Here is a 15,409-nt window from a genome sequence, read left to right on the forward strand (position 1 = left end):
GGGCGGCGGGTTGCCCCGCCGCCCTCTCGATCTCAGCCCGCCTCAGCCTGATCGGCCTCGGGGCGCTCCGGCTTCGGGCCGCTGTCGAGGCCCTTCGCCGCCGGATCGCGGTCGACCAGTTCGATGACTGCCATGGTAGCGGCGTCGCCGTAGCGGATGCCGGCCTTCAGCACGCGGGTGTAGCCGCCGTTGCGGGCCTTGTAGCGCTCGGCAATGGTGGTGAAGAGCTTGTCCACCACCTTCTGGTCCATGATTTGCGCATAGGCCTGGCGGCGCGCATGCAGGCCGCCACGCTTCCCGAGGGTGATGATGCGCTCCACATAGGGGCGCAGCTCCTTCGCCTTGGGCAGGGTGGTGGTGATCTGCTCGTGCTTCAGCAGGCTCGTCGCCATGTTGCGGAACATGGCGAGGCGATGGGTGGAGGTGACGCCGAGCTTCCGGCCGGCAATCCCGTGACGCATGGTATGGGCTTCCTAATCCGCCGGACTCAGAACGGCTCTTCGAGTTTCTTCGCCAGGTCTTCGATGTTCTCGGGCGGCCAGCCGGTGACGGTGAGGCCGAGCCCGAGGCCCATCGAGGCCAGGACTTCCTTGATCTCGTTCAGCGACTTGCGGCCGAAATTCGGCGTGCGGAGCATCTCCTGCTCGGTCTTCTGCACGAGATCGCCGATATAGACGATGTTGTCGTTCTTAAGGCAGTTCGCCGAGCGGACGGAGAGCTCGAGCTCGTCCACCTTGCGGAGCAGGTTGCGGTTGAAGGGCAGATCGTCCCGCTCCTCCTCCACCTTGCGCTCGCGCGGCTCGTCGAAGTTGATGAAGAGCTGCAGCTGGTCCTGCAGGATGCGGGCGGCGAGCGCCACGGCGTCCTCGGGGGCGACGGTGCCGTCGGTCTCGAGGGTCATGACCAGCTTGTCGTAGTCGGTCACTTGGCCGACGCGGGTCGGCTCGACGCGATAGGCGACGCGGCGGACCGGCGAGTAGATGGCGTCCACCGGGATGAGGCCGATCGGCGCATCCTCGGGGCGGTTCATCGCCGCAGGCACGTAGCCCTTGCCGGTACCGACCGTCAGTTCCATCGAGAGGCGGGCGCCGTCGTCGAGGGTGCAGATGACGAGATCGGGGTTGGCGATCTCGATGTCGCCCGTGGTCTGGATCTGGCCAGCCGTCACCTCGCCAGGGCCGGTTGCGGTGAGCGCCAGGCGCTTCGGCCCCTCGCCCTGCATCCGGATGGCAAGCTGCTTCACGTTCAGCACGATATCCGTGACGTCCTCGCGGACGCCCTGGATGCTGCTAAATTCATGCAGCACACCGTCGATGCGGATCGCCGTAACGGCCGCCCCCTGGAGGGAGGACAGCAGCACGCGGCGGATCGCATTGCCGAGCGTCATGCCGAAGCCACGCTCCAGCGGCTCGGCGACGATGGTCGCGGTGCGCTCGGGGTCGGCGCCGACCTCGACGCCCAGCTTCTCGGGCCGGATGAGCGACCGCCAGTTCCTCTCGATCACGAACAGTCTCCTAGGCCAACCACACGCAAGGACAAGAGCCGCGTCTTAGACGCGGCGACGCTTGCGCGGGCGGCAACCATTATGCGGGATGGGCGTCACGTCCCGGATGGCGGTGACGTAGAAGCCGACCGCCTGCAGGGCGCGGAGCGCCGACTCGCGGCCCGAACCGGGACCGCTCACCATAATCTCCAGCTGCTCCATCCCGTGCTCGCGGGCCTTGCGGCCGGCATCCTCGGCGGCGACCTGCGCGGCGTAGGGGGTGGACTTCCGGCTGCCCTTGAAGCCCTGGCTGCCGGAGGAGGACCATGCGATCGCGTTGCCCTGGGCATCCGTGATCGTCACGATGGTGTTGTTGAAGCTGGCGAGCACATGGGCCACGCCGGAAGAGATGTTCTTCCGTTCCTTCTTGCGCGGCGCGCGAGCGCCGCCACGGGGTTCGCGGGCCATATTACTTCGTCACCTTCTTCTTGCCGGCGATGGCCACGGCCTTGCCCTTGCGCGTGCGGGCATTGGTGTGGGTGCGCTGGCCACGGACCGGCAGGCCCCGGCGGTGACGCAGGCCACGGTAGCAGGCCATGTCCATGAGCCGCTTGATGTTCATCGCGACTTCACGGCGGAGGTCACCCTCCACGCGGTACTCACGGTCGATCAGCTCGCGGATGCGGAGGATTTCCTCGTCCGTCAGCTGGTTGACACGACGGTCCTCGGGGATGCTCAGCTTCCCGCAGATCTCGGCCGCGTTCTTCGGGCCGATGCCGTAGATGTAGCGCAGCGAGATCTGCACGCGCTTGTTCGTGGGGATGTTCACTCCGGCGATGCGCGCCACTGCTCAGCTCCTGGAGCCTGTCGCTCCTGCTCCCGCCAGATGGGGATCCCCCGCCCGACGATATGATCAACCCAAAAATGCCAACGGCGAAACGCGGCCGGGAGTACCTTGGACCTGGGACCAAGGGCTGCCTCTGACCGCGAGAGGCGCGGACTATACCGAGAGACCCCTTGCCGTCAACCCTTGTCCCCCAAGATCGCCTCGATCTGCCGGGCAACCTCGTTCATCTCCGCCATGCCGTCCACTACCCGGAGCACGCCTTGGGCGGCGTAATACGGCAGGAGGGGCGCGGTCTGGCGGTGATAGGCTTCCAGCCGGGCAGCTACCAGCTCTGCCTTGTCGTCGGCGCGGCGGGTGAACTCGCCGCTGCCGCAAACATCACAGGTGCCGTGCTTGGCCAGCGGCTTGAATTGGTCGTGGTAGCCCTCTCCGCATTTGGCGCAGGTGAAGCGGCCGGAGATGCGGTCCACCAGGGCCACATCATCCACCTGGAGCTCGATGACGTGGTGGAGAGGCATGGCCTTCTCCTTCAGCATCAGGTCGAGCGCCTCCGCCTGCGGTACGGTACGGGGGAAGCCGTCCAGGATGAAGCCCTGGGCGACATCCGGCTGGGCGACTCGGCCGGCCAGCATGGCGATGATGATGGCATCCGGGACCAGCTCGCCCCGCTCCATGATCGCCTTGGCCTGCAGGCCAACCTCGCTGCCCGAGCGGACCTCGGCGCGCAGCATGTCGCCGGTCGAGATCTGCTTCAGCCCGTGGCGGTCCTCCAGGCGCTTGGCCTGGGTTCCCTTCCCCGCCCCGGGCGGACCCAGCAGGATCAGATTCATAGCCTTATCCCCCTCCCCTTGCTTCAACGCGGCCGCGGTGCGCCGCGGCCACCCAGCCGGGCCTTGCGGATCAGGCCTTCATACTGGTGCGCGAAGAGATGGGACTGCACCTGCGCGACCGTGTCCATCGTCACCGAGACGATGATCAGCAGGGAGGTGCCGCCGAAATAGAAGGGCACGCCGTAATTGCTGATCAGCAGTTCGGGCAGGATACAAACGAGGCAAAGATAGAGGGCGCCGACCGCGGTCAGCCGGGTCAGCACCCGGTCGAAATAGTCGGCCGTGTGCTGGCCCGGGCGGATGCCGGGGACGAACCCGCCGTACTTCTTCAGGTTGTCCGCCGTCTCCACCGGATTGAAGACCACCGCGGTGTAGAAGAAGGCGAAGAAGGCGATCAGCGCCAGGTAGAGCGCCATATAAAGCGGCTGGCCATGGGCGAGCGCGGCGCTGATCTGAGCCAGCCAGCCATCCGAGGCAGGATCGACCGCGAATCCGGCAATGGTCGCCGGCAGCAGCAGCAAGGAGGAGGCGAAGATCGGCGGGATGACGCCGGCGGTGTTCAGCTTCAGCGGCAGATGGGTGTTCTCGCCGCCGAACATGCGGTTGCCGACCTGGCGCTTCGGGTACTGCACCGGGATGCGGCGCTGCGCCCGCTCGACGAAGACGACGAGCGCGATCACCGCAAGCGCAATGGCGATGAAGGCGATGATGAAGAAGGTCGACAACGCGCCGGTGCGGCCGAGCTCCAGCAGAGAGACCAGCGCATGCGGCAGGTTGGCCACGATGCCGGCGAAGATGATGAGTGAGATGCCGTTGCCGACCCCGCGGGCGGTGATCTGCTCACCCAGCCACATCAGGAACATCGTCCCGCCGACCAGGGTGATGACGCAGGAGACGCGGAAGAACATGCCGGGATCGCCCACCGCCGGGCCGAAATTGCCGCGCATGCTTTCGAGGCCGACGGCGATACCGTAGGCCTGGAATATGGCAATCAGGACGGTGAGATAGCGGGTGTACTGGTTGATCTTCTTCCGGCCGGACTCGCCCTCCTTCTTCAGGGTCTCGAGCGCCGGTACGGCCGCCGTCATCAGCTGGATGATGATGCTCGCCGAGATATAAGGCATGATGTTCAGGGCGAAGACGGTCATGCGCCCGAGCGCGCCGCCCGTGAACATGTCGAACATGCCGAGAATCCCGCCGCCATGCTGACGCAGGATCTCGCCCATCACTCCGGCATCGACACCGGGCACCGGCACATAGGTGCCGAGGCGATAGACCAGGAGCGCGCCCAGGGTGAACCAGAGGCGCCGTTTCAACTCGGTCGCCTTCGACAGCACCCCGAGATTGAGATTGGCCGCAAGCTGCTCCGCTGCGGAGGCCATGGATCCTAAACCCTCCTCACGACAGCGGCGCCAACAACCGAGGGGAAGCCCCCCGGCCGTGGCGCCGCAGCCACGAACCTGTACTTAGGTAGCGAGCGGCCCGGCGGGCCGCAAGCATCACGCCTCCGCGGGCGCCTCTTCGGCCGCCGCGGGCGGGTTCAGCAGGGTGATCGTGCCACCCGCAGCTTGCACAGCCGCGACCGCACTGGCCGAGGCGCCGGAGACGGTGATGGTCACCGCCCGGCTCAGCGTGCCATGGCCCAGCAGCCGCACGCCGGCGAGCTTCGCCCCTGTACGGACGATGCCGGCCGCGCGCAGCGCCGCCTCATCGATCGGCTGATCACCGGGCAGCTTGCCCTCGGCGATCGCCTGCTCGAGACGGCCGAGGTTGAGCGGGGCATATTCCTTGCGGAAGATGTTGACGAAGCCTCGCTTCGGCAGCCGCCGGTAGATCGGCAGCTGGCCGCCCTCGAAGCCGTTCAGCGACACGCCTTCGCGCGCCTTCTGGCCCTTCACGCCCTTGCCGGAGGTCTTGCCCTTGCCGGAGCCGATGCCGCGGCCAAGCCGCTTCGACTTGTAGCGCGCGCCGTCATTGTCGCGCAGCTCGTTCAGTTTCATGGGTCTTGCTCCCCGCTCAGCCTTCCACCTTGATGAGGTGGGCCACCTTACGGATCATGCCGCGAACCGCCGGAGTGTCCTCCAGCTCCCGCGAACGGTGCATCTTGTTGAGGCCGAGGCCGATCAGCGTCTCGCGCTGGCCCGGCTTGCGCCCGATCGGCGACCCGGTCTGGGTCACCTTCACGGTCTTCTTCGTCTCAGACATTCGGAGCCTCCGCGGCCGAAGCCTCGGCCGGGGCCTGGTCCTTGCGCGGGCCCAGCAGGTCGGAGACCTTCTTGCCGCGCCGGGAGGCGACGGCACGCGGGCTCGTGCTGCGGGTCAGGGCCGCGAAGGTGGCCTTGATCATGTTGTGCGGGTTGGTCGAGCCGAGGCACTTGGCCACGACATCGCCCATGCCGAGCGTCTCGAAGATGGCGCGCATCGGGCCACCGGCGATGATGCCGGTACCGGCGGGCGCCGCCCGCAGAATCACTCGGCCGGCGCCGAACTCGCCGATGACGTCATGGTGCAGGGTCCGGCCTTCGCGCATCGGCACGCGGACCATGGTCCGCTTCGCCTGCTCGGTTGCCTTGCGGATCGCCTCCGGCACCTCGCGGGCCTTGCCGGCGCCCCAGCCAACGCGGCCCTTCTGGTCGCCTACCACGACGAGCGCGGCGAAGCTGAACCGGCGGCCACCCTTCACCACCTTGGCGACGCGGTTGATGGTGACGAGCTTGTCCTTCAGCTCGTCGCCGTCCTGGCGCTCCTGGCGGTTCTCGTTCTCGCGGCCACGGCCGCGGCCACGACGGCGATCGCCGCCCTCGCCGCCATGCTCGCCGCCGCCACCGCTATGAGGGGTACGTGCCATCTATGCGATCCTCAGAACGACAGCCCGCCCTCGCGGGCGGCGTCGGCCAGGGCCTTGACCCGGCCATGATACAGGTAAGGCCCGCGGTCGAAGACGACCTTCTCGACGCCGGCAGCACGAGCGCGCTCAGCCACCAGCTTGCCGACCTGGGTCGCGGCGTCCTTGTCGGCGCCGGTCTTCAGCGACTCGCGCATCGTCTTCTCGATGGAAGACGCGGCGGCGAGGGTGCGGCCCTGGGCGTCGTCGATCACCTGGGCGTAGATGTGCTTGCCCGAGCGGAAGACGGAAAGCCGCGGACGGCCGCCGCTCTTGATCTTCAGCTGGTAGCGCAGGCGGGACCGCCGGCGCGTTTGCAGTGCGAGCTTGTCGGCCATTACTTCTTCTTACCCTCCTTCCGGAGGATCTGCTCATCGGTGTAGCGCACGCCCTTGCCCTTGTAAGGCTCGGGTCCACGCCAGGCGCGGATCTCGGCGGCAACCTGACCAACCTGACGCTTGTCCGCCCCTTCCACCTTCACGGCGGTCGGGCGTTCGCAGGTGATCTTGATGCCCTCGGGGATCGGGTAGCGGACCTCGTGGCTGTAGCCGAGGTTCAGAACCAGATCCTTGCCCTGCACCGCGGCGCGGTAGCCGGTGCCGTTGATCTCCATCGACTTAGTGAATCCGGTGGAAACGCCCGTCACCATGCTGTTGATCAGGCTGCGGGTGGTGCCCCACATGGTGCGGCTGCGGCGGTCGTCCCGGCGCGGCTTCACCGCCACCTGGTTGTCCGCGATCTCCACATCAACTTCATCCGTCAGGTCGAGCTTGAGCTCGCCATTCCGGCCCTTGGCCACCACGGTCCGGCCCTGCAGCGCCACCTGGACGCCGCTCGGGACCGGGACGGGATATTTGCCGACGCGCGACATGCTGTATCCCTCCCTTAGAACACGCGGCAGAGGACTTCACCGCCAACATTGGCGGTGCGGGCCTCGGTATCGCTCATCACGCCACGGGGCGTGGAGAGGATGGAGATGCCGAGCCCGTTGTAGAACTTCGGCAGTTCCTTGATCTTGCTGTAGACGCGCCGGCCGGGCTTGGAGACGCGGGTGATCTCCTTGATGGCGGGCTCGCCTTCGGAATACTTCAGCTCGATCTCGATGCGGCTGACGCCGGGGCGCTCCTGCTCCACCCGCCAGGCGCGGATGTAGCCTTCACGCTTCAGCACGTCGAGCACATCGGTCCGCAGCCGGCTGGCCGGGGCGACGCAACGCGTCTGCCGGGCCCGCTGGGCGTTGCGGATACGGGTGAGCAGATCCCCGAGCGGATCGGACAGAGACATATCCCCGCTCCCTTACCAGCTCGCCTTGGTCACGCCGGGCAGCTGGCCAGTATTGGCGAGCTCCCGCAGCATGTTCCGGCTGAGCTTGAACTTGCGATAATTGCCGCGCGGGCGGCCAGTGAGCTCGCAGCGCAGGCGCACGCGCACCTTGGCGCCGTTGCGCGGCAGCTGGGCGAGCTTCAGGGTCGCATCGAACCGGTCCTCGACCGGCAGGGTGCGATCCATGACGATACCCTTCAGCGCCGCGCGCTTGGCAGCATGCGTCGACGAGAGCTTCGCCCGACGCTTGTTCTTCTCGACTGCCGAAGTCTTGGCCATACGGTTCTATCCTCCGGAACCTGCCCGGCTCGCCGGGCGGTTTTCCAAGATCAGTTCTGGAAGGGAAGCTGGAACGCCTTGAGCAGCGCCTTCGCTTCCTTATCGGTCTTCGCCGTGGTGACGAACTGGATGTCCATGCCCCGGACCGTGTCCACGCGATCGTAGTTGATCTCGGGGAACACGATCTGCTCCTTCAAGCCCATGGCGAAGTTGCCACGGCCGTCGAAGCCCTTAGTGCCGGGGAGGCCACGGAAGTCCCGCACGCGCGGCAGCGCGATGGTGACGAGCCGGTCGAGGAACTCGTACATCCGCGCCTTGCGCAGCGTCACCTTGCAGCCGATCTGCTGGCCTTCGCGGATCTTGAAGCCGGCGATCGCCTTCTTCGCCTTGGTCCGCACCGGCTTCTGGCCGGCGATGGCCGTCAGGTCGGCGACCGCGGCGTCGAGCTTCTTGCCATCGGCCGCGGCTTCGCCGACGCCCATGTTGATGACGATCTTCTCGAGCTTCGGCACTTCCATCGGGTTCTTGTAGCCGAACTCCTCGACCAGGCGCTGCCGAACGACCTCAGCGTAAAAGGTCGCAAGGCGCGTACGCTCGGCCGGCGAAGCGGCGGACTTGCCGGGCTTCGCGGCGACGGTCGTGACGGTGCGGCTGCCTTCCTCGCGGTTGGCTTCCGGCTTCTTGGCGTTGGCCGGGGCGCCCTTCTTGGCGCCGCCCTTCTTCGAATCGCTCATGCGTCAAGCACCTCGCCCGAAGGCTTCGCCACCCGCACCTTCTTCCCATCCTCCAGCACGCGGAACCCAACGCGGGTCGGCTTGCCGGACTTCGGGTCGAGGAGCGCCAGGTTCGAGACGTGGATCGGCGCCTCCTTCTCCTGGATGCCGCCGGGCTGGTTCATGCCCTGCGGCTTCTGGTGGCGCTTCACCACGTTCACGCCCTGCACCAGGGCACGCTTCTCGGTCGGCAACACGGCAATGACCTCGCCGCGCTTGCCCTTGTCGCGGCCGGTCAGCACCTGGACCCGGTCGCCCTTCTTGATCTTCGCGGCCATGGTCAGAGGACCTCCGGCGCCAGCGAGATGATCTTCATGTACTTACGCGCCCGAAGCTCGCGCACGACCGGTCCGAAGATGCGGGTGCCGATCGGCTCGCCCTGCTTGTTGATCAGCACGGCGGCGTTGTTGTCGAAACGGATCGCCGTGCCGTCGATGCGGCGCACCGGATAGGAGGTGCGAACGATGACGGCGCGATGCACCTCACCCTTCTTCACCTTGGCGCGCGGGATCGCCTCCTTCACGGAGACGACGATGACGTCGCCGACCGAGGCCGTCTTCCGCTTTGAGCCGCCGAGCACCTTGATGCACTGGACGCGGCGCGCACCGGAGTTGTCGGCGACGTCGAGGTTTGCTTCGACGCCGATCATGCGGACACCGCCTCACTCGTGGCCGTCAACGGATTACCGTTGCGGAGCACTACCATCCAGGCCTTCCGCTTGGACAGCGGCGGGCACTCTTCAATCTGCACGAGGTCGCCTTCCTTGCAGAGATTGGCCTCGTCATGGGCGGCGTACTTCTTCGAACGCCGGATGAACTTTTTGTAGAGCGGATGCATCACGCGACGCTCGACAAGGACGGTGACCGTCTTGTCCATCTTGTCGCTGACCACCCGGCCCGTGAGGACGCGCTTCGGCATAGCCGCCGGTCTCCCCTTAAGCCTTGGGTTGAGAAGCTGCCGAGCGACGCCGCTCGGACAGGACGAATTTGATGCGGGCAATGTCACGCCGCACCAGCTTGATGCGGCCAGTCGCCTCGAGTTGCCCGGTCGCCCGCTGGAAGCGCAGGTTGAACTGCTCTTTCCGGAGGTCGAGGAGCTGGGTAGACAGCTCGTCCGGGGTCTTGGCGCGGATATCCGCGATCTTGGTCATGGTCTTACGCCTCCGCCGCGCCGAGGCGCGACACGATCTTGGTCCGGATCGGCAGCTTGGCGGCGCCGAGGGTCAGCGCCTCGCGCGCCGTCTCGATGGACACGCCGTCGATCTCGAACATCATGCGACCCGGCTTGATGCGGGCCACCCAGTATTCCGGCGCGCCCTTGCCGGAGCCCATGCGGACTTCGGCGGGCTTGGTCGAGACCGGCACATCCGGGAAGATGCGGATCCAGACCCGGCCCTGGCGCTTCATCGCGCGGGTGATGGCACGACGGGCGGCCTCGATCTGCCGGGCGGTGACCCGCTCCGGCTCCAGCGCCTTTAGGCCGAACCCGCCGAAGCTCAGCGAGAACCCACCCTTGGCGAGACCCTTGATGCGGCCCTTATGGGCCTTGCGGAACTTGGTGCGCTTGGGCTGCAGCATCTCACATCATCCCTCAGCGCTGCGGCGCCTGTTCGGCGGCGCGCTTGTCCTGCGCCATCGGGTCATGGGCCAGGATCTCACCCTTGAAAATCCAAACCTTCACGCCGCAGGTGCCATAGGTGGTCTTGGCGGTGGCGGTGCCGAAGTCGAGGTCGGCGCGCAGCGTATGCAGCGGCACGCGGCCCTCACGGTACCATTCCATCCGGGCGATCTCGGCGCCGCCGAGCCGGCCGGAGCAGTTGATCCGGATGCCGCCGGCGCCGAGGCGCATGGCGGACTGCACCGCGCGCTTCATGGCGCGACGGAAGGCGACGCGGCGCTCGAGCTGCTGCGCGATGCTCTCGGCGACCAGCGTCGCGTCGATCTCGGGCTTGCGGATCTCGACGATGTTCAGTGCCACCTCGGCCCCGGCGAGCCGCGCCAGGTCCTTGCGCAGAACCTCGATATCGGCGCCCTTCTTGCCGATGACGACGCCCGGGCGGGCCGCGTGGATCGTGACACGCGGCTTCTTCGCCGGACGCTCGATCACCACGCGACTGACGCCGGCGCCCTTGAGGCGCGTGCGCAGCGTGTCACGCAGCTTCAGGTCCTCGTGCAGCAGCCGGGAGTAGTCGGCATCCGCGAACCAGCGGCTGTCCCAGGTGCGGTTGATGCCGAGCCGGAAGCCGATCGGATTGACTTTGTGACCCATGTTACGCGGCCTCCTGCTGGGCCGGTGCCGCGGCCGGCTGTTCGGCGACCACGATCTTCAGATGGCTGAACCACTTCTCAACGCGGGCCGCACGGCCGCGGCCGCGGGCGGAGAAGCGCTTCATCACCTGCGAGCGGCCGACCTCGGCGCGGGACACCACGAGCTGGTCGACATCCAGCTGGTGGTTGTTCTCGGCATTGGCGATCGCGCTCTCCAGCGTCTTCTTCACGGTCTGGGCGATACGGCGCTTGCTGAAAGCGAGCGTCGCAATGGCGTCCTGCGCGCGTCGGCCGCGAATGAGGCCGGCGACCAGGTTGAGCTTGCGCGGGCTGACGCGGATGTTCCGCAGAATGGCCTGCGCTTCGGTCTCGGGGAGACTGCGTTCGTGCTTCGGCTTGCTCATCGGATCAGCCCCGCTTCGCCTTCTTGTCGGACGAATGCCCGGTGAAGGTCCGCGTCGGCGAGAATTCGCCGAACTTGTGCCCCACCATGTTCTCCGAGACCTGCACCGGGATGAACTTCTTCCCGTTGTAGACACCGAAGGTCAGCCCGACGAACTGCGGCAGGATCGTGCTGCGGCGCGACCAGATCTTGATGATCTCGTTGCGCGTCGAAGCCCGGGCGGCCTCCGCCTTGTTGAGCAGGAAGCCGTCCACGAACGGCCCCTTCCATACGCTGCGCGGCATCGCCCTCAGCCCTTCGTCGCGGTGCGGCGGCGGACAATGAGCCGGTCCGTCCGCTTGTTGTTGCGCGTCTTCGCGCCCTTGGTCGGCTTGCCCCAGGGGGTGACCGGATGACGGCCACCACTGGTGCGGCCCTCGCCACCACCATGCGGGTGGTCGACCGGGTTCATCACCACGCCGCGGTTATGCGGACGGCGGCCCAGCCAGCGGGAGCGACCGGCCTTGCCGATCTGCTGGTTCGAGTTGTCCGGATTGGACACCGCGCCGATCGCCGCCATGCACTCGGCGCGCACGGTGCGGACCTCGCCCGACATCAGCTTCAGCTGTGCGTAACCGGCATCCTTGCCGACCAGCTGCACATAGGTGCCAGCCGAACGTGCGATTTTGCCGCCGGCGCCCGGCTTCAGCTCGACATTGTGGACGATGGTGCCGACCGGGATGGAGCCGAGCGGCATCGCGTTGCCCGGCTTGATATCGGCCCGCTCGGCGGCGACGACCTGGTCGCCGGCCTTCAGTCGCTGCGGCGCCAGGATGTAGGCGAGCTCGCCATCCTGGTACTTCACCAGCGCGATGAAGGCGGTGCGGTTCGGGTCATACTCGAGCCGCTCGACCGTCGCCGGCACGCCGAGCTTCGTCCGCCGCTTGAAGTCGACGATACGGTAGCTCTGCTTGTGCCCGCCGCCCCGGAACCGGACAGTGGTGCGACCATGGTTGTTACGGCCGCCGGAATGGGACTTGCCCTCCGTCAGCTGCTTGAGCGGCTTACCCTTCCACAGCTCATCCCGCTTGATCAGGATGGTGCCGCGGAGGCTCGGCGTGATCGGGTTGAAATTCTTGAGCGCCATGGCTTAGGCGAGCCCCGTCGTCAGATCGATGGTCTGGCCTTCGGCCAGGCGCACGATGGCCTTCTTCCAGTCGGAACGCTGGCCCGGACGATTGCGGAAGCGCTTCGTCTTGCCCTTCACCACGAGGGTGTTGACCGCGAGCACCTTCACGCCGAACAGCGTCTCGACCGAGGCCTTGATCTCCGGCTTCGTCGCCTCAAGCGGCACCTTGAAGACGACCTGACCCTGCTCGGTCAGCAGCGTCGCCTTCTCCGTCACCACCGGGGCGAGGATGGTCTGATACATCCGCTCCCGCGAGAGGACCGGCTTCTTCTCCTGGGCCTCGCTCATGCCAGCCGCTCCGTCAGCGCCGCAACGCCGGCGCGGGTCACCGCGAGGACGTCGTGGTTCAGGATGTCGTACACATTGGCACCGATCGTCGGCAGCACATGCATGTGCGGCAGGTTACGGATGCCGCGGCCGAAGCCCTCATCCACCTGCGCATCCACGACCAGCGCGCTGGTCCAGCCGAGCGCCTTGAGCTGCTTCGCCAGCACCGCAGTCTTCGCCTCGCCGGCGGAAGCGGTGTCGAGCACCACCAGCTTGCCCTCGGCCGCCTTCTGGCTGAGGGCGCTGATGAGGCCGAGGCGACGAACCTTCTTGTTCAGCGAATAGCCGTGGTCGCGGACGACCGGGCCATGCACCACGCCGCCGGTGCGGAACTGCGGCGCACGCAGCGAGCCCTGACGGGCATTGCCGGTGCCCTTCTGCCGATACGGCTTCTTGGTGGTGCCGGAGACTTCACCCATCCCCTTCACCTTATGCGTACCCGCCCGCCGCTTGGCGAGCTGCCAGTGAACGACCCGCGCCATGATATCGGCGCGCGGCTGCGCCGCGAACAGCGCCTCCGGCAGCTCGATCTCGCCTGCCGTGCCGTTATCCAGCGTGATGACCGGAACCTGCATCGTACTTGGTCCTTACGCCGCGGCCGTCGGGAAGGGAGCCTCGGCATGGCGCGCGCGCTTCACCGCGTCCCGCACCAGCACGTAGCCACCCTTGGACCCAGGCACCGCGCCCTTGATCAGCAACAGGCCCTTGTCGAGATCGACACCCGCGATCTCGAGATTCTGGGTGGTGATGCGTTCAACACCCAGATGACCTGCCATCTTCTTGTTCTTGAAGGTCTTGCCCGGATCCTGCCGGTTGCCGGTCGAGCCATGCGAACGATGGCTGATCGACACGCCGTGCGAGGCCTCAAGGCCGGCGAAGTTCCAGCGCTTCATGGCGCCAGCGAAGCCTTTGCCCTTCGAGACGCCGGTGACGTCGACGACCTGGCCCTTCACGAAATGTGCGGGGCTCAGCCGCGCACCCGGCTCGAGTGCCGCATCGGCACCGACGCGGAACTCGACCAGCTTCTTCGGAGCCTCGACGCCAGCCTTGGCGAAGTGGCCGCGATTAGCCTTGGTAACGTTCTTGGGCTTCGCGCGGCCGATGCCGAGCTGGACGGCGTCATAGCCATCCTTCTCAGCGCTGCGGCGAGCGATCACACGCACCTCGTCGAGATGCAGGACGGTCACGGGGACCGTGCTGCCATCGTCGTTGAAGATCCGGGTCATACCCAGCTTCTTGGCGATCAGGCCGGTGCGGCCGGTCTTGGCGGCCATGACTATAGTCTCCCCTGGCCTTAGAGCTTGATCTCGACATCCACGCCCGCGGCGAGGTCGAGCTTCATCAGCGCGTCCACGGTCTGCGGGGTGGGGTCGACGATATCGAGCAGGCGGCGATGCGTGCGGATCTCGAACTGCTCCCGCGACTTCTTGTCGACATGCGGCGAGCGGTTGACGGTGAAACGCTCGATCTCCGTCGGCAGCGGAATCGGGCCGCGCACACGGGCGCCCGTCCGCTTCGCGGTATTCACGATCTCCCGCGTGCTGCCATCGAGCACGCGATGATCGAACGCCTTGAGGCGGATGCGGATATTCTGGCTGTCCATGGTGAGCGGACCGATCCTCGACTGAGCCTAAGGCTTACTTCACGATGCTCGCAACGACGCCGGCGCCGACGGTGCGGCCGCCCTCGCGGATGGCGAAGCGGAGCCCCTGGTCCATGGCGATGGGGGCGATCAGCTCGACATCCATCGTCACGTTGTCGCCCGGCATCACCATCTCGACGCCTTCCGGCAGCTTCACGATCCCGGTCACGTCGGTGGTCCGGAAGTAGAACTGCGGCCGGTAGTTGGTGAAGAACGGCGTGTGGCGCCCGCCCTCCTCCTTGGTCAGAATGTAGGCCTCGGCCTTGAAGCCGGTGTGCGGCGTGATCGAGCCGGGCTTGGCCAGGACCTGGCCGCGCTCGACGTCCTCGCGCTTCGTGCCGCGCAGCAGCGCGCCGATGTTGTCGCCCGCCTCGCCGCTGTCCAGCAGCTTGCGGAACATCTCGACGCCGGTCACCGTCGTCTTCACCGTGTTCTTCAGCCCGACGATCTCGACTTCCTCGCCGACCTTGACGATGCCGCGCTCGACGCGACCCGTCACCACCGTGCCGCGGCCCGAGATCGAGAACACGTCCTCGATCGGCATCAGGAACGGCATGTCCTTCGGACGCTCCGGCTGCGGGATGTAGCTGTCCACCGCCGCCATCAGCTCGAGCACGGCGTTCTTGCCGATCTCGGGCGTCTTGTCCTCGAGGGCCGCCACCGCCGAGCCCTTGATGATCGGGATGTCGTCGCCCGGGAACTGGTAGCTGGAGAGCAGCTCGCGCACCTCCATCTCCACCAGCTCGACCAGGTCGGGGTCGGCCAGGTCCATCTTGTTCAGGAACACCACCAGGGCGGGGACGCCAACTTGGCGGGCCAGCAGGATGTGCTCGCGCGTCTGCGGCATCGGGCCGTCAGCGGCCGAGACCACCAGGATCGCGCCGTCCATCTGCGCCGCGCCCGTGATCATGTTCTTCACGTAGTCGGCGTGGCCGGGGCAGTCCACATGCGCGTAGTGGCGGTTCTGCGTCTCGTACTCGACATGTGCGGTCGAGATCGTGATGCCACGAGCCCGCTCCTCCGGCGCCTTGTCGATCTGGTCATAGGCCGTGAAGGTCGCGCCACCCGTCTCCGCCAGAACCTTGGTGATCGCCGCCGTCAGCGACGTCTTGCCATGGTCGACATGCCCGATCGTCCCAATGTTGCAGTGCGGCTTGTTCCGCTCAAACTTCGCCTTCGCCAT

The 15,409-nt window shown here is 66.7% G+C and carries 28 protein-coding genes; all 28 read right to left on the reverse strand.

The window, feature by feature from the left end:
- Nucleotides 1-32: 32 nt before the first annotated feature.
- A complete protein-coding gene (rplQ, locus tag EP26_RS17495) occupies nucleotides 33-461 on the reverse strand; it encodes a 50S ribosomal protein L17 (RefSeq protein WP_043340410.1) in 429 nt (142 codons plus the stop codon).
- 26 nt (nucleotides 462-487) lie between these two features.
- The gene (locus tag EP26_RS17500) at nucleotides 488-1,504 is read right to left on the reverse strand and encodes a DNA-directed RNA polymerase subunit alpha (protein ID WP_043340411.1); all 1,017 of its coding nucleotides are present in this window, start codon (nucleotides 1,502-1,504) and stop codon (nucleotides 488-490) included.
- Nucleotides 1,505-1,549: 45 nt separating this feature from the next.
- Nucleotides 1,550-1,951, reverse strand: a complete 402-nt coding sequence (gene rpsK / locus EP26_RS17505) for a 30S ribosomal protein S11 (RefSeq protein ID WP_043340413.1) — start codon at nucleotides 1,949-1,951, stop codon at nucleotides 1,550-1,552.
- 1 nt (nucleotide 1,952) lies between these two features.
- On the reverse strand, nucleotides 1,953-2,330 hold the full coding sequence (gene rpsM, locus EP26_RS17510) for a 30S ribosomal protein S13 (RefSeq protein WP_043340414.1): 378 nt from the start codon (nucleotides 2,328-2,330) through the stop codon (nucleotides 1,953-1,955).
- A 176-nt stretch (nucleotides 2,331-2,506) separates the two neighbouring features.
- Nucleotides 2,507-3,160 (reverse strand): adenylate kinase, encoded by a 654-nt coding sequence (locus EP26_RS17515; protein ID WP_043340417.1) that lies wholly within the window; start codon nucleotides 3,158-3,160, stop codon nucleotides 2,507-2,509.
- Nucleotides 3,161-3,183: 23 nt separating this feature from the next.
- Nucleotides 3,184-4,542, reverse strand: a complete 1,359-nt coding sequence (secY, locus tag EP26_RS17520) for a preprotein translocase subunit SecY (protein ID WP_043340418.1) — start codon at nucleotides 4,540-4,542, stop codon at nucleotides 3,184-3,186.
- Nucleotides 4,543-4,659: 117 nt separating this feature from the next.
- A complete protein-coding gene (gene rplO, locus EP26_RS17525) occupies nucleotides 4,660-5,160 on the reverse strand; it encodes a 50S ribosomal protein L15 (RefSeq protein ID WP_043340419.1) in 501 nt (166 codons plus the stop codon).
- 16 nt (nucleotides 5,161-5,176) lie between these two features.
- The gene (gene rpmD, locus EP26_RS17530; protein ID WP_043340421.1) at nucleotides 5,177-5,365 is read right to left on the reverse strand and encodes a 50S ribosomal protein L30; all 189 of its coding nucleotides are present in this window, start codon (nucleotides 5,363-5,365) and stop codon (nucleotides 5,177-5,179) included.
- The gene (gene rpsE / locus EP26_RS17535; RefSeq protein ID WP_043340424.1) at nucleotides 5,358-6,008 is read right to left on the reverse strand and encodes a 30S ribosomal protein S5; all 651 of its coding nucleotides are present in this window, start codon (nucleotides 6,006-6,008) and stop codon (nucleotides 5,358-5,360) included. The genes rpmD and rpsE overlap by 8 nt, the downstream gene beginning before the upstream one ends.
- An 11-nt stretch (nucleotides 6,009-6,019) precedes the next feature.
- A complete protein-coding gene (gene rplR, locus EP26_RS17540; RefSeq protein ID WP_043340425.1) occupies nucleotides 6,020-6,382 on the reverse strand; it encodes a 50S ribosomal protein L18 in 363 nt (120 codons plus the stop codon).
- Nucleotides 6,382-6,915 carry a 50S ribosomal protein L6 gene (gene rplF, locus EP26_RS17545; RefSeq protein ID WP_043340427.1) on the reverse strand — a complete coding sequence of 178 codons (534 nt, stop codon included), beginning with the start codon at nucleotides 6,913-6,915 and terminating at the stop codon, nucleotides 6,382-6,384. The genes rplR and rplF overlap by 1 nt, the downstream gene beginning before the upstream one ends.
- A 14-nt stretch (nucleotides 6,916-6,929) precedes the next feature.
- Nucleotides 6,930-7,328, reverse strand: coding sequence for a 30S ribosomal protein S8 (gene rpsH, locus EP26_RS17550; RefSeq protein ID WP_043340429.1), 399 nt, complete (start codon nucleotides 7,326-7,328; stop codon nucleotides 6,930-6,932).
- A 12-nt stretch (nucleotides 7,329-7,340) separates the two neighbouring features.
- On the reverse strand, nucleotides 7,341-7,646 hold the full coding sequence (rpsN, locus tag EP26_RS17555; protein WP_043340433.1) for a 30S ribosomal protein S14: 306 nt from the start codon (nucleotides 7,644-7,646) through the stop codon (nucleotides 7,341-7,343).
- 50 nt (nucleotides 7,647-7,696) lie between these two features.
- Nucleotides 7,697-8,380, reverse strand: coding sequence for a 50S ribosomal protein L5 (gene rplE, locus EP26_RS17560; protein ID WP_043340435.1), 684 nt, complete (start codon nucleotides 8,378-8,380; stop codon nucleotides 7,697-7,699).
- Nucleotides 8,377-8,697 carry a 50S ribosomal protein L24 gene (gene rplX, locus EP26_RS17565; protein ID WP_043340436.1) on the reverse strand — a complete coding sequence of 107 codons (321 nt, stop codon included), beginning with the start codon at nucleotides 8,695-8,697 and terminating at the stop codon, nucleotides 8,377-8,379. The genes rplE and rplX overlap by 4 nt, the downstream gene beginning before the upstream one ends.
- A 2-nt stretch (nucleotides 8,698-8,699) precedes the next feature.
- Nucleotides 8,700-9,068, reverse strand: coding sequence for a 50S ribosomal protein L14 (rplN, locus tag EP26_RS17570; protein ID WP_043340437.1), 369 nt, complete (start codon nucleotides 9,066-9,068; stop codon nucleotides 8,700-8,702).
- On the reverse strand, nucleotides 9,065-9,337 hold the full coding sequence (gene rpsQ, locus EP26_RS17575; protein WP_043340438.1) for a 30S ribosomal protein S17: 273 nt from the start codon (nucleotides 9,335-9,337) through the stop codon (nucleotides 9,065-9,067). The genes rplN and rpsQ overlap by 4 nt, the downstream gene beginning before the upstream one ends.
- Before the next feature lie 16 nt (nucleotides 9,338-9,353).
- Nucleotides 9,354-9,569, reverse strand: a complete 216-nt coding sequence (gene rpmC / locus EP26_RS17580) for a 50S ribosomal protein L29 (RefSeq protein WP_043340439.1) — start codon at nucleotides 9,567-9,569, stop codon at nucleotides 9,354-9,356.
- Between the two features lie 4 nt (nucleotides 9,570-9,573).
- The gene (rplP, locus tag EP26_RS17585) at nucleotides 9,574-9,996 is read right to left on the reverse strand and encodes a 50S ribosomal protein L16 (RefSeq protein ID WP_043340441.1); all 423 of its coding nucleotides are present in this window, start codon (nucleotides 9,994-9,996) and stop codon (nucleotides 9,574-9,576) included.
- A gap of 13 nt (nucleotides 9,997-10,009) precedes the next feature.
- Nucleotides 10,010-10,687, reverse strand: a complete 678-nt coding sequence (rpsC, locus tag EP26_RS17590; protein WP_043340443.1) for a 30S ribosomal protein S3 — start codon at nucleotides 10,685-10,687, stop codon at nucleotides 10,010-10,012.
- 1 nt (nucleotide 10,688) lies between these two features.
- On the reverse strand, nucleotides 10,689-11,090 hold the full coding sequence (gene rplV / locus EP26_RS17595; protein ID WP_043340445.1) for a 50S ribosomal protein L22: 402 nt from the start codon (nucleotides 11,088-11,090) through the stop codon (nucleotides 10,689-10,691).
- Between the two features lie 4 nt (nucleotides 11,091-11,094).
- The gene (rpsS, locus tag EP26_RS17600) at nucleotides 11,095-11,373 is read right to left on the reverse strand and encodes a 30S ribosomal protein S19 (protein WP_043340447.1); all 279 of its coding nucleotides are present in this window, start codon (nucleotides 11,371-11,373) and stop codon (nucleotides 11,095-11,097) included.
- Between the two features lie 5 nt (nucleotides 11,374-11,378).
- Complete coding sequence (gene rplB / locus EP26_RS17605) at nucleotides 11,379-12,215, reverse strand: 50S ribosomal protein L2 (protein WP_043340448.1); 837 nt, start codon at nucleotides 12,213-12,215, stop codon at nucleotides 11,379-11,381.
- A 3-nt stretch (nucleotides 12,216-12,218) separates the two neighbouring features.
- A complete protein-coding gene (locus EP26_RS17610) occupies nucleotides 12,219-12,545 on the reverse strand; it encodes a 50S ribosomal protein L23 (RefSeq protein ID WP_043340450.1) in 327 nt (108 codons plus the stop codon).
- Nucleotides 12,542-13,159 (reverse strand): 50S ribosomal protein L4, encoded by a 618-nt coding sequence (gene rplD / locus EP26_RS17615; protein ID WP_043340452.1) that lies wholly within the window; start codon nucleotides 13,157-13,159, stop codon nucleotides 12,542-12,544. Before rplD ends, EP26_RS17610 begins: the two co-directional genes overlap by 4 nt.
- Nucleotides 13,160-13,171: 12 nt before the next feature.
- On the reverse strand, nucleotides 13,172-13,858 hold the full coding sequence (gene rplC, locus EP26_RS17620; protein WP_043340454.1) for a 50S ribosomal protein L3: 687 nt from the start codon (nucleotides 13,856-13,858) through the stop codon (nucleotides 13,172-13,174).
- A 20-nt stretch (nucleotides 13,859-13,878) separates the two neighbouring features.
- On the reverse strand, nucleotides 13,879-14,187 hold the full coding sequence (rpsJ, locus tag EP26_RS17625) for a 30S ribosomal protein S10 (protein WP_007004401.1): 309 nt from the start codon (nucleotides 14,185-14,187) through the stop codon (nucleotides 13,879-13,881).
- A gap of 34 nt (nucleotides 14,188-14,221) precedes the next feature.
- Nucleotides 14,222-15,409 (reverse strand): elongation factor Tu, encoded by a 1,188-nt coding sequence (gene tuf / locus EP26_RS17630; protein ID WP_043337546.1) that lies wholly within the window; start codon nucleotides 15,407-15,409, stop codon nucleotides 14,222-14,224.

Origin of the sequence: Belnapia moabensis DSM 16746 (assembly GCF_000745835.1) — a bacterium.
Classification (GTDB): domain Bacteria; phylum Pseudomonadota; class Alphaproteobacteria; order Acetobacterales; family Acetobacteraceae; genus Belnapia; species Belnapia moabensis.